The sequence below is a fragment of the Bombiscardovia coagulans genome, assembly GCF_002259585.1.
GTDB lineage: Bacteria > Actinomycetota > Actinomycetes > Actinomycetales > Bifidobacteriaceae > Bombiscardovia > Bombiscardovia coagulans.
Map to the genome: position 1 here is coordinate 420,075 of NZ_MWWS01000004.1, position 18,149 is coordinate 438,223.

The 18,149-nt window shown below is 47.6% G+C and carries 13 protein-coding genes and 1 tRNA gene; 7 read left to right on the forward strand and 7 right to left on the reverse strand.

Annotated features, from left to right (window positions below):
• Positions 1-90: 90 nt before the first annotated feature.
• The 5 genes from guaB to BOCO_RS03525 all read right to left on the reverse strand — a co-directional run bounded on the left by guaB (position 91) and on the right by BOCO_RS03525 (position 7,001).
• Entirely contained in the window at positions 91-1,638 is a 1,548-nt protein-coding gene (gene guaB / locus BOCO_RS03505; protein ID WP_094722695.1) for an IMP dehydrogenase, read from the reverse strand.
• 78 nt (positions 1,639-1,716) lie between these two features.
• Positions 1,717-2,871 carry an MraY family glycosyltransferase gene (locus BOCO_RS03510; protein WP_094722696.1) on the reverse strand — a complete coding sequence of 385 codons (1,155 nt, stop codon included), beginning with the start codon at positions 2,869-2,871 and terminating at the stop codon, positions 1,717-1,719.
• The gene (locus BOCO_RS03515) at positions 2,868-3,527 is read right to left on the reverse strand and encodes an L-threonylcarbamoyladenylate synthase (RefSeq protein WP_094722697.1); all 660 of its coding nucleotides are present in this window, start codon (positions 3,525-3,527) and stop codon (positions 2,868-2,870) included. The genes BOCO_RS03510 and BOCO_RS03515 overlap by 4 nt, the downstream gene beginning before the upstream one ends.
• A 174-nt stretch (positions 3,528-3,701) precedes the next feature.
• A complete protein-coding gene (locus BOCO_RS03520) occupies positions 3,702-5,942 on the reverse strand; it encodes an LTA synthase family protein (RefSeq protein ID WP_094722698.1) in 2,241 nt (746 codons plus the stop codon).
• 108 nt (positions 5,943-6,050) lie between these two features.
• On the reverse strand, positions 6,051-7,001 hold the full coding sequence (locus BOCO_RS03525; protein WP_094722699.1) for a metal ABC transporter solute-binding protein, Zn/Mn family: 951 nt from the start codon (positions 6,999-7,001) through the stop codon (positions 6,051-6,053).
• A 192-nt stretch (positions 7,002-7,193) separates the two neighbouring features.
• Here BOCO_RS03525 and BOCO_RS03530 point away from each other — a divergent pair, with 192 nt between their 5' ends.
• Both BOCO_RS03530 and BOCO_RS03535 read left to right on the forward strand, forming a co-directional pair.
• Positions 7,194-8,558, forward strand: coding sequence for an alpha/beta hydrolase-fold protein (locus tag BOCO_RS03530; protein WP_094722700.1), 1,365 nt, complete (start codon positions 7,194-7,196; stop codon positions 8,556-8,558).
• Positions 8,559-8,578: 20 nt separating this feature from the next.
• A complete protein-coding gene (locus BOCO_RS03535) occupies positions 8,579-11,323 on the forward strand; it encodes a bifunctional lysylphosphatidylglycerol flippase/synthetase MprF (protein WP_094722701.1) in 2,745 nt (914 codons plus the stop codon).
• Between the two features lie 33 nt (positions 11,324-11,356).
• Here BOCO_RS03535 and BOCO_RS03540 read toward each other — a convergent pair whose 3' ends face one another.
• Entirely contained in the window at positions 11,357-11,770 is a 414-nt protein-coding gene (locus tag BOCO_RS03540; protein ID WP_094722702.1) for a Fur family transcriptional regulator, read from the reverse strand.
• A gap of 752 nt (positions 11,771-12,522) precedes the next feature.
• On the opposite strand from BOCO_RS03540, the gene BOCO_RS03545 reads away from it, so the two are divergent.
• From BOCO_RS03545 to BOCO_RS03560, 4 genes are all read left to right on the forward strand, one after another.
• Entirely contained in the window at positions 12,523-13,719 is a 1,197-nt protein-coding gene (locus BOCO_RS03545; protein ID WP_244568720.1) for a thiolase family protein, read from the forward strand.
• 120 nt (positions 13,720-13,839) lie between these two features.
• Positions 13,840-15,102, forward strand: coding sequence for a hydroxymethylglutaryl-CoA reductase, degradative (locus tag BOCO_RS03550; RefSeq protein ID WP_094722703.1), 1,263 nt, complete (start codon positions 13,840-13,842; stop codon positions 15,100-15,102).
• 111 nt (positions 15,103-15,213) lie between these two features.
• The gene (locus BOCO_RS03555; RefSeq protein ID WP_094722704.1) at positions 15,214-16,377 is read left to right on the forward strand and encodes a hydroxymethylglutaryl-CoA synthase; all 1,164 of its coding nucleotides are present in this window, start codon (positions 15,214-15,216) and stop codon (positions 16,375-16,377) included.
• Positions 16,378-16,541: 164 nt separating this feature from the next.
• Positions 16,542-16,618 (forward strand) — tRNA-Arg (locus BOCO_RS03560).
• Positions 16,619-16,742: 124 nt separating this feature from the next.
• Here the strand turns inward: BOCO_RS03560 and BOCO_RS03565 are convergent.
• Positions 16,743-17,375 carry a 3'-5' exonuclease gene (locus BOCO_RS03565; RefSeq protein ID WP_244568721.1) on the reverse strand — a complete coding sequence of 211 codons (633 nt, stop codon included), beginning with the start codon at positions 17,373-17,375 and terminating at the stop codon, positions 16,743-16,745.
• A 166-nt stretch (positions 17,376-17,541) separates the two neighbouring features.
• Between BOCO_RS03565 and BOCO_RS03570 the strand changes: the two genes are divergently transcribed.
• Positions 17,542-18,138 carry a DNA-3-methyladenine glycosylase gene (locus tag BOCO_RS03570; RefSeq protein WP_094722705.1) on the forward strand — a complete coding sequence of 199 codons (597 nt, stop codon included), beginning with the start codon at positions 17,542-17,544 and terminating at the stop codon, positions 18,136-18,138.
• Positions 18,139-18,149: the final 11 nt, after the last annotated feature.

The following is an 18,149-nucleotide window of genomic DNA, read 5'->3' on the forward strand; positions in this document are numbered from 1 at the left end:
TTTCCTTATACTGTCGACCGCTGGAAAACCTGATTATCGTTTAACTCCAGCCAAAACGTCCTATCTATTTCACAAACCCCTACCTCTTAATCAGTCATGAAAACCGGAGTAATTGGGGGCTTCTTTCGTCATAACGATGTCATGAGGATGAGACTCTCTCAAGGCCGCATCAGTAATGCGAATAAATTGACCCTTCTCCTGTAATTCTGGAATCGTGCGAGCACCTGTGTAGAACATAGTTTGGTGAAGACCACCCACTAATTCGTAAAGTACATAGCTGAGAGGCCCACGGAAGGGCACCTCTCCCTCAACGCCTTCCGGTACCACTTTGTCTGAAGCGGTAACATCAGCTTGGAAGTAGCGGTCTTTAGAATACGACTTTTTACCACGTGGGGCCATAGCACCCATCGACCCCATACCCCGATAAACCTTATATTGCTTACCATGGAGAAGAACTCTTTCACCTGGAGCCTCTGTGGTGCCAGCCAAAAGACCACCAAGCATAACTGTATCTCCACCAGCAACAATAGCCTTAGCGATATCACCCGAGTAATGAATACCACCATCAGCTATTAGGGGAACTCCTGCTGGTTTGCATGCCAGGGAGGCTTCATAAACTGCTGTCAGCTGAGGAACTCCGATACCAGCCACGACACGAGTAGTACAGATTGAACCTGGGCCTACTCCGACTTTTACCGCGTCTACCCCAGCATCAATAAGCGCTTGCGCTCCTTCTCTGGTTGCAACATTGCCTCCGATGATATCCACACTGTCAAAAGCATGGTCGCTCTTGATGCGGTGGATCATATCTAGCATAAGTTTGGCATGTCCGTGCGCCGTATCAACCACTAGCGCATCTACACCAGCATCCCGGAGGGAAGTAATCCGCTCCCATGCATCACCAAAGAAACCAACGGCTGCGGCTACCCGTAGACGCCCACGCTCATCTTTGGTTGCATCAGGGTATTGCTCAGTCTTAACGAAGTCCTTAACAGTAATCAGACCCGTCAACCGTCCTTGCTTATCTACTAAAGGCAGTTTTTCTACCTTGTATCGTTCTAGGATCTCATGAGCGTCCGCTTTAGTAATATCTGATGGGCCGGTAATGAGGTGATCTCTTGTCATTACTTGGTCTACTGTTAGCTTGTCATAATCATCAGGATTGACAAAACGCATGTCTCGATTGGTGATAATCCCAACCAAGCGCTGATCACGATCTACCACCGGCAAACCCGATACCTTATACATTGCGCAAAGTTTGTCGAGTTCAGACAGTGAAGCTTCAGGAGTAACAGTAAGTGGATCTGAGATCATGCCAGACTCTGACCGCTTCACAATGTCAACTTGATTGGATTGATCTTCAATGCTTAAATTCCGGTGAAGAACTCCAATACCCCCATTACGAGCCATCGCAATAGCCATGGGAGCCTCTGTAACCGTATCCATAGCGGCAGAAATAATAGGCGACTTCATGGTGATATGTCGAGTCAGGTTAGTAGTCGTGTCGACTTCAGATGGAATAACATTTGACTCATTAGGAAGAATGAGCACATCATCATAAGCTAAGCCAAGTCGCTGGAACTTGTCAGGAAGAGGCTGATAGGCGGAAGAAGTTTGGTCTGTAATAACTGTAGACATAGCAACATGATATAGATGAGCACAGACTATAAAACTACCAACATGTATTACTCACACCTTGATACAGGCACAGCTGTTTCACTGGTCCCTATGGTCTAACTCCCGCTGTTTTGAAGCTTTCAGCACAGCATTCTCCTGCTGAATTTCTGGAATTCGCCGTCGATAGTACGGATACAGTGTGGCTACTGTCAACAGCATAGCGGCCGCAACAAAACCGATGAACGCATATCCAGCGGGCACAAAGAGGATGGTCAGCGAACCAAATGAAAACAGTGCTGCCCAACCCCACAAAATCAACACCGCAGAGGGTACTGAATGACCGATCCTCAACATCCTGTGGTGCAGATGCATCCGGTCTGGGTGCATCGGGGACTGACCATGGCTTAACCTGCGTACAATGGCCAAGCACATGTCAAGCACAGGTAGAAACAGCACCAAAATAGGCAAGAGAATAGGCATAAAAGCTGGTAAATATATGCTGGTATGGATAGTTGCAGGATCCAAACGTCCAGTCACCACAATCGAAGCACAGGTGATCAAATAGCCAAGAAGCATGGATCCGGAATCACCCATAAAAAGTTTAGCTGGATGCCAATTATGGAGCAAAAAGCCAACGCAGATTCCTACCAGAGCAACATCAATAAGCGTTGCCATAGAAGCATAAGAGGGCGAAATCCTGGCTATTATATATGAGTAAGCTCCAAAAGCAATTCCACCGATAGCCACAATACCTGCTGCCAAACCGTCAAGCCCATCTACGAAGTTAACAGCATTAATCGAAGCAACAATAAGGAAAGCGGTAATAGCCATAGATAGAGATGGGGAGGCTGTGACCAGCGAACCCAGTGGCAGCGAAATAATTTGAATACCACCCCAGGAAACAAAGACCGAAATTAACAGCTGACCAGCTAGCTTGAGCATCCAGTCTAAATCCCACAGGTCATCAGCCATACCGAGTAAGCATACTGCTACTGCCCCGATCAAAATCACCCAGGCTTGATGCCCTGTTTCAAATAAACCGGAAATAAATGGAATACGAGAAGCAAAGAGCATGGCCACTGCAAAACCGACCAACATGGCAAGTCCACCCATACGTGGAGTAGGAACTGTATGCACGTCTCTCGCACGGACCTGACCTACAGCACCTATACGGATGGCAAGGTGACGGATGAGCGGAGTCACCAACCACGTGGCACCTCCAGCAACAGCAGCTACCAGTATATAGACTCTCATTGGATCAGATCCTGACTGCCAGCAGAAAGCAGCATATGAATCTGTTGAGAGCTAACAGCACCCTCACGCAGAACACTAACCCCATATCTGTGACTTGCATCACAGGCCACAACAGTCGAAGGCACTGGCCCTGGTGTAGGTCCTGCATCCAAATATAGATCCACCGAGTCCCCCAACTGTTCATATGCTTCTTGGGCAGTCTGTGCACTAGGCTGACCAGAACGATTAGCCGAAGATGCCGCTAGTGGCCCTATAGCTGCAAGTACAGACTGGCAGGGAGCTGAGTTCGGTACACGAATAGCTTGCGTGCGAGCACTGTTTTCTTGACGCAGCGTCTTGAGTTTACAATGAGTGCGAGCTATACACACCGGAGAAAAAGCACCTGGTAATAGTACTTCCGACAGTTGATCTAGAGGAGCAGGAAGAATCAACCCTAAATGCTCAATAGCTTCGACAGAGGGCACTAGGACTTGCAACGATTTCGAACGTGGCCGCTGTTTGGCAGCAAAAAGAGCGTCTATAGCTGCATCATTACATGGGTCACAAACGACACCGTAGACCGTATCCGTGGGGATAACACCAAGTCCCCCTTCGCGTATGACATCTGTCAGCTGTAATACAGCTTCCTGGTCAATAGCACGAATTCGACCTGTCATGTTCTACCAATCTCTACACTACTCAAGGCACTAGGCCCCCGGCTCATACATACCCTATTGTGCCTCAAGGTCTGTGCAAAAAGTTGATCTGCGAGCTACACAATATTCTCTCAAGACACCAACGCCAGCAGGCAAAGACCTTTTCTGATTCACCTGCTACAACTATCGCTGGCGTCACTGGGCGGTTGTATGGTCCGGCCCAGGAATCACTGGAGTCTCGGTCCGTTCCTTTCGAGCCTGTTGGTCAGCTTGTGTTGCCTTACGTTTGGCTGCTGCTTCAGCTGCTTTCTTATCAGATGCCCTAGTAGGTGCTGTCATAAAATTACTACCCCGTAAGTACTGCTTACCAGCCATGATGTCGTACTGGATGAGCTTATAGTCATGAAGAAGCTGCTGAGTTCTCTCATCAAATGAACGAGCGTCCATGGGTTTGCCCGTAGCATCAAGGTAGATAGTCTGTCCTTCAGGTATACGTTCCCAACCTTGAATCTGATTGACAACAGGAGGTTCAATCGCAGATATCTTATCCTGCAAACCAGTAAGGAAAGCCAAGTATGGTGAAACTTTGGCATTCATATGACGAGCTGCTTGAGCAGTAAAGAAGTTAGGTGACGTGTACGCTGAATTAGGTAAATCTGTGCCATGTGAAGCTGAAGCCTTATTTGACCAGATAAAGTAATCTGTCAGGTGTAAGGCCAGTGAATTGTTCATATCTGCTGAGGCTGTGTTGTAGATACCTGGCAAATGGTCTCCATAAAAGACAACCGTTACCGGCTTATCCAAATGGTTAATGGAGTCTATGAATGATTGAGTAGCTTGATCGGTCAAGCTGACACCTTTCGCGTATGTGTGAATAGAGGTCAGCTCGTCCTCCCCCAAGTCAGGCGCACCTTCTGGAACAGAAACCTGGAAGGTGTTGTCTTTGTACCAGTCATTGTACGGCATGTGGTTCTGCATGGTAATGACCTCGACAAACTGGTTAGACCGATGAGCCTGCATCGCCTCTAAAGCAGACTGGTAAGCCGCCGCATCGGACACATAAGGAGAATTGTCGATATGCTCTTGGTGGTTAATAATATCGTTGCCAGCCAAGGTGTAAAAATGCGAGAAGCCGAAAGTCTTATAGTTCTGCGCTCGCGAGTACATAGAAGGCTCATAGGGATGGAAAGCCAGTGAGTGCTCAGACCCACCCCAGTTTTGGTTTACCATAGGCATCCACTTAAGATCGGGAATCACCTGTTGATAAGGACTAGTGAGTGAAGGATCGAAATTAGCCATTGACAGACCAGACAAAGCTTGGAATTCCATATTTGCTGTGCCGCCACCGTATCCAGAAGACAGCATTAAGCCGCTAGTAGTGTCTTTTTTAATAGAGCGGATATTAGGCATAGGATCAGCATTTAACTGCACACCTGGCGCTCTTGAAGGATCTGAGAATGACTCAGAGAGAATATACACAAGCGTATTCTCATTGAGGTACGAGGCCCTATCCTTGTTGATAATATCCGCCTGCTTGCTGTAACGCTTAACGATCTTCTCCATAGACGCCTGGTTATAGTCACTAGGCTCATCCATGATTTTCGGATTGAGCTGACGAGAGAAGGACACAAAGGTACCGTTACGCTGGGCATCATAGACCGAATCCCACATCGAAGGCAGGTCTCCCATCCACCGGGAGAAGGAGTTAGCCCAAGTTCCGTAAGTGCCTACAGACGACATAAAGAGCGCTAAGACTAGCGTGGGAACTACCACACCAGCACAACGAATAGAAGCACCAAGACCCTTGTTACCTGTGCGCACAACTCGACCGTGCCAGCTATCTACCCTACTCAATAAGATACTGGCGAACATGAGAACGAAGATCAAAACAACTGTCAGCACAATCAGGAAGAACGATCCGGTTGGCAAAAAAGATACGATATTGCCTGCATCAGCGTGCAAAAAATTCAAATCAGAAGGCAGTATTGTTTCATAGCGAGAGGCTACCTTGAAATGCTCTATGACTGCAATGACTCCTGCAACAGTCAACAGCACTGGCGTGGCAACCCAGAAGCGATTACACAGAAACAGCAACAGGAGGTATACCAAACCGATAGCCAGTAGGTTCAAAATGAACACAAATCGATGTCCGTTCCACATGGCCGATACAAAGCCCCAGAAACCTATCAGGGGATTTGATAAAGCAACTCGAGATGTGCTCAGAGTCACACCCCACTGCAAAAGTGCAACAGCAACGATATCAAAAACAACGAAGAGGACAGCATACACCCATGTGGCTGGTTTCCACTTGCCACGTAAACTGACAGCTTTGAAGCGGTTACTGACACCCTTTCCTTGCTCTTTTGAATCCTGCGTGTGCTGCAACGGGGCTGTGTTATCGGTGCCATGCTCTGCTGCCTTGTTTGCTTCCGTCACGCTAGATCTTGCACCTTTCTATATTCTAAGGACAATCTGTCCTTGGTATTGCTTTTATTCTTCCTATTGAGTCAGACAATCCATACTGCTCATCCTGGCTCATCAAGCCTAGCCTGCATTCGATACATCAAAAGCTTTTTCGAATTCTGTGAGTAAAGAGCCAATCCAATCGACCAAATTATGATATTCGGCAGGCATTTGTTCACTGACTTGCACAACTGGAAGAGCTGCAGTATGAGCAGCACTTACCAGTTGATTGCTAACGCCACTAACCTCTTGGTTGTTAAAAATAAGAAGTTGCACTTTCTTATTGAGCAATAGCTGTTCTGTGGAATGAATGTCTGCTGGAGAAGGCTCACTCTCATTGGCTACTGCTTGACTAAATCCGACCGGCGTGTTGTCAGTAAGACCTATATCTTCCGCCAGGTAATGTGCTGCTGATTCTGTTGCAATGTATGTAGATCCGCCAACTTTCGTTTTCACCTGCGCTAGACGATTACTCAAACCTTGTTCTGATTGCTGCCAGCGCGCATGCTGCTGACTAAAATACTGCTCTTCTTCAGGAAGAAGTTCCTGGTAGGCCTTGGTGATAGCTTGTGCTGCTTGCTTACGGGCCTGACTCGAGAACCATAAGTGAGGATTGTCCCCAGACTTATGTCCAGAACTGGCAGCGATATCCACTATTTTATGTTCGTTGGTATTGGCTGCCTTACTTGCCCAGCTGTCGTAACCAGCCCCATTCACGATAACTAAATCGGCCCTACCAATATGACCAATATCTGACGTAGTGGGTTCATAGTCGTGTGCATCTGCATTTGGATTATTAATGACTGGCTGGGACTTAACTTTGTCTCCTCCTAGCTGTTGCGCCAAGGCTGACCACTGTCCAATGCTTGTCACTACCTGTATAGTCCCCTTGCTAGCAGATCCCTTAGTATCTGTTGGATTACCACATGCAGCCAATCCAAAAAGCAAAGCTAACGCAAAGGTGCCAGCTATGCTTTTCCGTAGCAGATTTGAAGGTCGATCAAACTTCCCTGTTACTGGTCTCAACTGCATCTATGTAACTCCTTTTGGCCCACAGTCATGCCGTAGTTCCTGGGTAGCAACTACGTTATTGATATTCATTATCAATAACGTATCATGTCCCCTATCCAGCTTCAAGCAAGGAGTGCTATGCTCATTCCAGTTATGGAAGACTCATCTCCTCACTCTCATGACTCGCTATACTGGTGACGACGGAAGGTTTTCATGCTTAGACACTTCGCTCATATTCACTTGCTTGTTGGCTGGTTCCCTGCTCTTATTTTCGGGATAACTATTATCGGGTTAGCTGCTCTCATACTAGCGCAGTGCAGCAAAAGTCAGAGAAAAAAACTCAGGCTGGCACTGCTGGTTGCCATACTGTCAGGAGCATTCGGGCTCTTGGCAGCATGGCTAGTATCAGACGTTTTCATGCTTTTTGAAGTAAGTCTGGGATGGATGGTCATCTTCGCTGTTGCAGCAGGATTTACTGCCATGGGTTTTGTCGTAACAACTCTCATTACTCATCACGGCTGGAAGCGCTTCCTAGCGTCAGCGATGGCAGTAATGGTAATCCTCGCTACTGCCCTACGAATTGACATGATATACGGAGAATTCACCACGATTGGTTCCATATTTTCCGTATCGGCCTATCCGCGTCTCCACCACAATGATGTACAGCCAGCAAGCATGAACGTCAAAGAATGGCGAAACCTTGCACAGGAAGGCAAGCTACCGGCCTACCCAAAGCGGGGTAAAGTTTTTTCAGCAAATATCAACAACACCAGGTCACACTTTGAAGCCCGCCCTGCCGACATTTATTTACCTCCAGCGGCCTTAAGCGAGAAACCACCAGCATTGCCTGTGTTTGTTATGCTTGCCGGACAACCTGGTTCTCCGGACCGACTCTTCACCGCAGCAGGCATCGAGTCTATGATGAACGCATATGCTGAGAAACACCATGGTCTAGCACCTATTGTCGTATCACCCGATCAGAACGGCGCTTCTAACCACAACAGCTTGTGCGTAGACTCTCCAGTTTATGGAAATGCGGAAACCTACCTCACCCAAGATGTCCCAACATGGATTACTTCCCATCTTCCCGTAGCCGAAAGCTCCGATATGTGGGCAGTTGGTGGTTTCTCTCAAGGAGGCACATGCTCTACCCAGCTGGGAGCCCGACACCCCGACATCTATGGCAACATGCTGCCCGCAGATGGAGAAATAGGTCCTAGCCAAGGCTCACGCGAATCCATGATTAAGAATTACTTCCATGGTAATGAGCAAGCTTTCCGCGAACAAGAACCCATCTATGCCATCGAACAACACGCTCCATCCAAGCAGACACTTTTCGCAGGTTCGGGGGGTAAGGATTCCGTTTCAATTAGCAATATGACCGCAATTGGCCAAGCTGCTAAACGTGCTGGTATGGATGTTAAGTTGGTTGTTTCCCAGGGTAACGGCCATGACTGGCATGCTGTCAACGCATGTTGGGAACCAGCCTTAGACTGGTTAGGGGAACGCATGGGGTTAGGGGACATGGGTAAACCAATCAGCAATTACCCGAATATCTCAGAGATAGCTCTAGAATAGTAAGTAGAGGGTTGCATAGTATGAGTGAGACATATAAAGGACCAAGTACCATGGAGAAATCTGCTCTGTCTGTCCTTTTTGATGATTTGAAACGCTGGCTGCACGCGCATTCACTCGCAGTGTTCTCGACCCTGGCGATAGTTGTTATCAATTTAGCAGCTTGGCTCCTTTTCGCCCTTTTACGGGTACCAAAAAACGATCGTATCAGTACGCCACTTGCTACCTTTTTTAGGGATCCAGCAGGCCCACTCCAGTCAAGCGCTCCACATCAACCTGGAATGCTGGAACAATTTGCGAAACTCATACTGTCCCTGTTTATCACCGCAGGACCCTTGCAGTTGATTGTCGATTCTGCAATCGTTCTTTTAATTCTTTGTATTGCTGAAACCCGCCTAGGACGACAGCGGGTGATTATTTCCTCATTAATCTCTGCCTTGGGCGGCACAGTTATGGGGCTAATAATTTGTTACGCCATTAATGAGATACAGATTCATTGGTCCTGGTTTGCACGAATTCCTATGTCATTAAATCCTGTGACGCTTGTCATCGGATCCCTGATGGCTTCAAGTTCATACAGCAACCTCCTATGGAGACGGCGCATAAACCTCATTGGCTATACGTCACTCATCTTGCTGGTGCTTTACACAGGGAACCCTGGCAATTATTGCGCTCTAGCGGCAGCTCTTATTGGACACCTCGTAGGTAGAATTTGGCATGGCCCTATCACAGATCACGCTTTAGCAGGCCGCCGATCCTCATACGAAACACGTCATCTGTTAGGTGCAATTTCTACAGTACTTGCTCTGGGACCAATCGTTACCGCATCATCCAAGGTCAAAGCAGGTGTTTTTACTCCATTAGGCATGTTCATGGGACCTGGCCCTCATAGCGCAGATCAACTATCAGCATGTCTGAGGGCAAACACTGCTACCTCATGTTACGTGCAGTATGGATTAACTAGGCCAGTAAGCACACCAACGTTCATTAGCATGCTTATTCCAACAGCGGTCATGCTTGTGGTTTCGTGGGGCATCTACCATGGGCGCCGAGTAGCTGCCACCACCAGCATAATTCTTAACAGCCTAACTGTAGTGTTAGCACTGATTTACTACCTAGTCGTACCCTTAACCCTTGGGGAAGGGCTAACAAGAGCTATTCGACATGGAGCAATTCCCTCACTCTTGGCCATTGCTCTGCCGCCCCTCATTTTCACCTACTTCATTTGCCGCTATATGCGTTACTTCCCCGTACGCACAAAAGCAAGCCGTCTACGTTTTGGATCGATTATTATTTTCTTGACCTGGCTTGCAACCGCTGCTTTCTACCTCTTCTGGATCTCTGTATCACCGGGTTCTTTCAAACCAAAACCAACGCTCAGTATGGCTTTAGCGGAACTACCAACCCGTTACTTGACAAACGGCATTGCCAGTCGTTTCCGCCCCCGCTTTATCCCACGGACACTGACAGGATTAATCCTTAACAACTCCATTGGCTTTATTTTTTGGCTAGTAGTACTCATAGTTCTCCTTTCTTGGATGCGTAGCTCTGTCATCCAGCATGAGGATGAACGCATACGAGCCAATGCACTCGTCGAAACCGGCGGTGAATCGATGACCTTCATGACCACTTGGGAGGGCAATAACTATTGGTTCTCCCCCAGTGGTCGCTCAGCTATCGCCTACCGAGTCCTCCACGGCATAGCATTAACTACAACTGGCCCCTTCGGAGATCCAGACGAGTATATAGCCGATTTACATGCGTTCTGGCACTATTGCTCAGAACATTCCTGGTCCCCCGTCTTCTACTCTGTCCATAAGCCTCAGCGCGACGAACTAGTTGCACATGGTTGGACTTCTCTTGAAGTCGGCTCAGAGATGATCGTTATTCCTTCCAAATGGGAGACCCGGGGCAAGAAATGGCAGGATATTCGCACAGCCATCAATAAGGCAAAAAAGAGTAATTATCACGATGAACTTTCCACCTTCAACGATGCTCCTTGGAACGTGCAGTCCCAGATAGTAGCAATTTCTGAACAGTGGGCTGAATTGAAAGCCCTGCCAGAAATGAAATTCACTTTGGGAGGATTAGACGAACTCAGGGATCCTCGCGTAGCCCTCCTCTATGCTATTGACGCTGAAGGTACTGTCCTAGCCGTCACCTCCTGGATGCCTACTTACCGTGATGACAAAGTTGTTGGCTGGACCCTAGACTTTATGCGCCACAGGACAGACTCACCTAATGGCATCATGGAATTCCTTATAGCTCGAATGGCTGAACGTTTGCGAGATGAAGGACAAGTTGAGTTTATGAGCTTATCTGCAGCACCTCTGGCAGGCATGAATCCAGAACGAGATAATCAAGGAGAAAATTCCCCACAAATCTTGCAGCATGCCTTACAACTGGTAGCTGACCTCATGGAGCCAGCATATGGATTCAGCTCACTCTTCTTCTTCAAGAAAAAGTTCCAGCCAACTGAGCAACCAGTCTATATTTGCTATCCAGACCCCGCCCAACTAGTACAGATTGGACTAGCTGTACTCCAGGCTTATCTTCCTGACCTAAAGGCTTCACAAGCCCTCGATGCTATAAAATCCCTGAGGCCGGCGAAAACAGCAAAAGAGAAAAACGCCACAAACCAGGAACAAGCACACGCTAGCGAGCTGAGTAAGAGTACAATCACAAAGACAGGTAGTCACGAACCAACCTCGAACAGGCCAAATAGCGACGAAAAAAGTTCACAACCTACCTCTTCGGAAGAACAATAACTCTTCCAAGAACAACCAACACAACCATCTCACTTACTTAATGAGGGTATTGGTTGAGTGTTGACATTCGGCACACAAACCATATACCTCGAGCGTATGGGAAGAGACTGTAAACCCTTGAGCTGAAGCCACTGACCGCAGCCAGTCCTCTCGTGGCGGTTGAATCTCTATCGTTTTGCCACAAGCTTCGCAAACTAAATGATGGTGATGACGCCTCTGAGCCGCACAGAGCCGGTACAGCCTAGAGCCTTTGTGCTCGATAGTGTCTACTGACCCACCTTGAGCTAGCGCGCTTAACTGCCGGTAAACCGTTGCCAAACCTACATGCTCTCCAGCCTGATTGAGCAGTTCATGCAACTCTTGAGCAGAAACAAACTCACGTTGAGTGCGCAGCATACGACGCACAACTTCTTTTTGCCTAGTCTGCCGCGAGCTACTCTCTGCCATGATGTCCTCCCCCAAGCTCGACCTTTCTCACAAGACCGATACTCTTAGTTTGACTTACCCCTGTAACATTAGCGCACATGAGAGCCACAGCGCTATAGTTATCGACGACCGCGTATTGTTACCAAAGCAAATTCATCTCAGAATATATCAAATGACTAGAAAAAATGATAGGAAGTAATCCGAGAACTTGTATATTGTAACAATGCGATGAAAATGCATGGATCATCCCCGCATGCACGGGGAGCACAGAGGTGTCATTTTGACAGGTCTAGAATCCCCGGGAACACCTATAACTACGAGGACACAATGCAGGAGTCTAGTCATTTTTAGCACAGTGGCTGCCTATAGCACGCAGTACTGCCCCAAGCACATCTCATAACAGGTAACTGATTGTCCTGTAAGACATAAAGTGCTTGCATATACAACAAGCCCTTTGATAAAGAGACATTGAAAGCACCTGCCATGTAGGTGTATAACATGGTTGACCAACCCAGCACGCAATAGCTGAGCTTCTCTAGAAGAAACGATTGCAAACAATCACGCCCCAGACACTTGACGCTTCATACAATAACCTAGTTTTGGTGCAACCTAACAATCTTGTGGAGACTGTGTAAAGTGCAGTAAAGACTTCGTGTATATCCGTTGCAAGCCTTGTCTGAGACTCTAGTGTGTAGACAGGAAAGAAAATTGGTTTATTCGCACAAGTAACGCAAGTAGACCAAACAACAAGGTGTACTGCGCCACAGTAGGGCGTGAGGCTAGGTATATGGACGGTGCTTTTGAAAGCTATTCACAGTTCAACAGATATTGTAATTACTGCTGCCAAACGAACAACTATTGGTAAATTTGGTGGATCTCTTAGTACCTATACCTCGGCCCAATTAGCGACAGTACTATGCCAAGACCTTACGCAATCCTGTGGATTGGATCCAGATGCCGTTGACCAACTCATTCTCGGTAATGCAATTAGCGCTGGCGAAGGGCAGAATGTAGCTCGACAGGCACAATTGAATGCTGGATTCAAATGCTCTGGCACTGCCATGACTGTAAACCAAGTCTGTGGATCTGGACTTAAGGCCATACGGCTTGCTCAATCCGCAATACTTATGGGCGACGCTGATGTCGTAGTCGCAGGAGGGGTAGAAAGCATGTCAAATGCTCCTGCGCTCGCCAAGCGTACAGGGAAACAAAGCTTTGACGTCAACACCTTATCTGACAGCCTTTTCCGCGATGGTCTCAACGACGCATTTTATGATTATCCGGTTGGCAGGACAGCAGAAAATCTCGCACAGCGATTCGGTCTTACTCGCCAAGAAATCGATGAATATGCCGTAATCTCACAAAAGCGCGCAGCACAAGCAACCCAGGCAGGCTGGTTTGTGAAAGAAATAGCACCAATCGCTGGTCTCGAGCGCGATGAATCCATACGTCCAAATACCTCAAAGGAGGCGCTGGCTAGACTTGAGCCCGTCTATGGTCCAAGTGGTATGGTTACCGCCGGTAATGCTTCTCCAATAAGCGATGGCGCCAGCATTCTAGTGCTTACTACAGCCGCCAAAGCTAAAGAGTTGAAGATGAAACCACTGGCAAGAATTTGCGGTTATGCCGAAGCAGGATATAAACCAGAACTCATGGGATACGCTCCTGTGCCTGCTATCAAAAAACTACTACAAAACCATGAACAGAACATAGACGATATAGACTTGTTTGAAGTTAATGAAGCGTTTGCCTGCCAGGCGCTCGTTGTCCGTCAAGAGCTGGGTATTTCACCAGACCGTTATAACATTTCCGGTGGCGCAATCGCACTGGGACACCCCCTTGGTGCCTCAGGAGCTCGTATCCTCACTACATTGATACATAACCTTCGCCGGCTGGGCCTTCGTAGGGGTGTGGCTTCACTATGCGTAGGCGGCGGTCAGGGAATCGCCATGGAAATAGAATCCATGTGACACGGAGAGGATGCGAGGGACAGCCTTGGCATGCTTGCTCTTACCTTTTACACTATATAAATAGTTTGCCGATACGACAGCTGGTACTTGGATAAGAGGTTTGGGGCTAGGAGAATCGTGATGAAATTCCGTGACATGTCTACAGAAGAACGATTGAGAATGTTGCTTTCCGAAGGACATCTTGACGAACAGGATACTGGCCTACTTGCGCAGTCACCAGGATTACCTACCGATGTGGCCTCAAATATGATTGAAAATCAAATTGGCACATTCCCCGTTCCCCTAGGCTTAGCTCAGCATTTTATTATCGATGGAAAGCCTACGATAGTGCCACTTGCCGTCGAGGAACCATCGGTGATTGCCGCTGCAAGTAACGCGGCAAAACGTTGCTACGAAACCGGTGGTTTCACAACTTCGGTAAAACGGTGTGGTTTAACCGGCCAAGTGGTATTTAATGGGACATTGGACCAGCCTGAACAGTTCTTAAAGGAACATCGAGAGGCGGTTGAAGTAGTGGCTCAGACTGCCCATCCAAGCCTTGTTGCACATGGAGGTGGTCTTCGCAATATTGAAGTACTGACCTATAGAGAATGCAATTTCATAGAATTCAGGCTCACTATTGACCCGGCTGAAGCTATGGGAGCCAACGTGGTCAACACCATTTGTGAGGCTGTGGGACATTACCTCTGTGAACAAGCACCAAGTTTGAAACTGCTCATGGCAATTCTTTCCAACAACGCGCCGTTGCAAAGCGCTCATGCACGGGCAGTGTTCCCCTTCACTCAATTGTCCACAGCTCAAATGGATGGGGCTCAGGTAGCGGAGCGCATGATTCTCGCTAGTACATTCGCTGAGATTTCACAACAGCGTGCGGCAACCCAAAACAAAGGAATCATGAACGGAGTTGACGCATTAATCCTGGCTACAGGTAACGATACGCGTAATATTGCCGCTGCTGCATACTCAGTTTTGAATCCAGAACATCGCACTTGGACCAACTGGACGGTTTCAGAAAACTGCCTGATAGGAGATATAGACATACCCATGCCTCTAGGTGCGATTGGTGGTGCCATTTCAACACTTCCTATGGCCCAGTTAGTCATGAAATTGCTCGGCAACCCTAGCGCTTCACAACTTATGGGTATAGCAGCCAGTGTGGGGTTGGCATCAAACATGGCAGCCCTGTTTGCTATAGTGACCGACGGCATCCAAAAAGGACATATGAATTTACAACTTCGCAGTCTAGCAATTATGGCAGGAGCCACCGGAGAACAACAGATAGAGCAGGTCGCCAACTTGCTACGTCAAAACGTGAAACATGCAAGTTTAGACATCGCAAAGAAGGCTGTGTCACAGATAAAACGGGGGTCTCTAGACGTTTAGAGTTCACATGATGAGCACATCTCGAGAGCACACAACTATGTAGCCGTAGTTAATGTTAGTTTGATGTAACAAGAAAAGCATGAGTCAAAATGATAGTGAAGGTAGGGAACGATGGATAGTTTTGGCATTGAAAAACTGAATTTCTATACACCAAACCAATACATAGATCTCGTAGATTTAGCTCATGCGCGTGGGGTCGACCCAAACAAATACCTTATCGGCATCGGTCAAGAGAAGATGGCAGTCGCACCGTTGGATCAAGACATCGTAGCCATGGGCGCCAATGCAGCGGAACCGCTTATGGATGAAGATCTGAGGACATCATTAGGTTTGTTGGTCGTTGGAACAGAGTCAGGAATCGACCAATCCAAGGCTGCTGCACTGTTTATACATCAACTACTAGGCTTGCCGGAAAGCATGCGTGTTATGGAAATCAAGGAAGCTTGCTACGGAGGTACCGCAGGGCTGATGGTTGCTTTAGACTTCGTGCGATCACATCCTGAGAGCAAAGCACTTGTTATCACTTCCGACATTGCACGCTATGGATTACAAACTCCTGGTGAGGTGACACAGGGAGCTGGTGCGGTGGCCATGATTGTCGGAAACAAGCCTGGAGTGCTTGCGATTGAACCAAATACTGTCGTAGCAAGCCGGAGCACTTACGACTTCTGGAGACCCAACTATTCAAATGTGGCTTTCGCTCAAGGCAAGTACTCTGAAGAAGTGTACCTGTCTATGTTTACTGAAGTTTGGGATAGGGCAGAAAACATGTCCTTAACCCAAAGCGATAACCTCGCAGCGCTATTGTTCCATATTCCATTCTCTAAAATGGGGCGTAAAGGCTTACGCACTCTTGAATCGAAAGTAGATGCTACGTCGTATGCGCGGATCGTAGAACGGTTTGAGAACAGTATCATATATGGCCAGCAAGTGGGGAACATATACACCGGATCACTATATTTGGGCCTGCTCTCATTGTTGGAAAATGATACCAGCCTTGTGGAGGGAGACAGGTTCGGTCTGTTCAGCTATGGATCCGGATCAGAGGCTGAACTCTTCTTTGGCACTATACAACCGGATTTTCGAGCGCACTTGGATGCTAAAAAGCACAGCAGCATGCTTAAAAACCGCCGTAGACTCAGTGTTGCTGAGTATGAACATGAGTTTGAAAAAGAACTCGTGCAGGACGGTACGGAACAGATTTTGAAGAGAAGTGACTTCAATGCTCCACACCGTTTGATCGGTCTCAACAAGCATCAGCGCTCTTATTGCTGAGAGTACACTCCAACCGATTGGTGTGAGACAGTTACAGTACAAAGTTTGAGGATGCCTGGCCCTAGAAGAGTAGAATCGTATTGAAATATCGTGCCCTTCAGAACGTATTGAGGACAGTTATTTCTGACAGAGTCTGCCCTAGGCCATATACTTATCCTTCGCAAGGCCCCGTAGCTCAGTTGGATAGAGCAACTGACTTCTAATCTGTAGGTCGCCGGTTCGAATCCGGCCGGGGTCACCAATAAGTCCTTACTCTCACATGGGAGTAAGGACTACTACTTTGTGCCCTAGACCAAGTAGTACAAACACTTACATACCAATCATCATTGCAGGTGCTCTATGACCAGAAAGCTCAGCAATAAACGTCAAACTTGCATCATATATGATCGCATCCATTCGAAGCATTGATGGGTCTGCTCAGCATCCGATAGTGCTCGATGCTCCTCAATATCATCAATATCAAACCGTTGGATGAGATCCGCTAACCGATGATGACGATGCTGGGGAAACAACCTGCGACTCATATACATAGTGTCATAGGTCGATACGCGGGGAACTTTCTGTCCCAAGAGTTCCGCCTCAGCTTGAAGGAATCTCAAATCAAAGTTCAGATTGTGTCCGACTATAGCCATACCTCCTAACCACTGGAAAAAACTAGGAAGTATCTGGCTGATGTGGTCTTCTCCGGCGAGCATTTCATCGTCAATCCCAGTCAACTCAACAATTGTCGAACTGAGCACCATACCAGGATTAACTAAAGAGGAAAAACTATCAACAACTCTTCTGTCTCTTACCTTTACCGCCCCAATTTCAATAATTCGGTCTCGTCCTGCACGCAACCCTGTTGTTTCAGTATCGAGTGCCACATACTCGTCAGGTAGTCCCTCAACTGTAGGAACCGACTTCATTGCCCTCACGACACTCTGCCCAGAATTACTCTCAGCACTTCCTACTCGACCAAAATACGTAATATGCCTATACGCCTCAGGTATCCTCATATCTCATTCCCTCACAGATAGTAGTCTCTCATCTCACCTTGTCCTCATCACACTGCATATACTAGTGATTGCCTAGAATCTCTAGTATGCCTCTTCCACCAGCCAAGACAAGAACCCTACATAGCGTTAGAGGAAGAAAACAGATCAAATCAGATGGGATACTGCCATGAGAGTATGCACTATTTCTACCATTTCAGATTTCCCCGATTTTCTCGACGCCCACGTAGAACAAGTAGCACAAAGACTTCTGGGTTGCCTCATGGTTCGCAGCTACGAGGATGGCAGCCAATCGATCGTCCGCATTGTAGAAACAGAAGCCTACGATCAGGAGGACCCTGCTAGCCATGCTTTTCACGGCATGAGCGCACGCAACCGAACACTTTTTGGACCATCTGGCAGACTCTACGTTTACTTTACCTATGGAATGCATTACTGCTGCAATGTATCCTGCGACAGGGAGGGCTATGGTGCTGGAGTTCTGATACGAGCAGCAGAACCAGTTGAAGGCATCAACATCCTGCAAGCTCACAGAAAGGGTAAACACTCTGATACGAACCTTACTAATGGTCCAGCTAAACTATGTCAAGCCATTGCAGTGGACAGCAAATTAGATGGGCACGATTTGAGACAAGCACCCTTACGCTTAGTATACGGTCGCTTGCATTCTCAAGAACGTATAGAAGCCACTCCACGTATTGGCATTTCCAAGGCAAAAGATACCTTGCGTCGCTTTATTATTGCAGGCAACCCTTATATCTCCTGATTGCTACATAT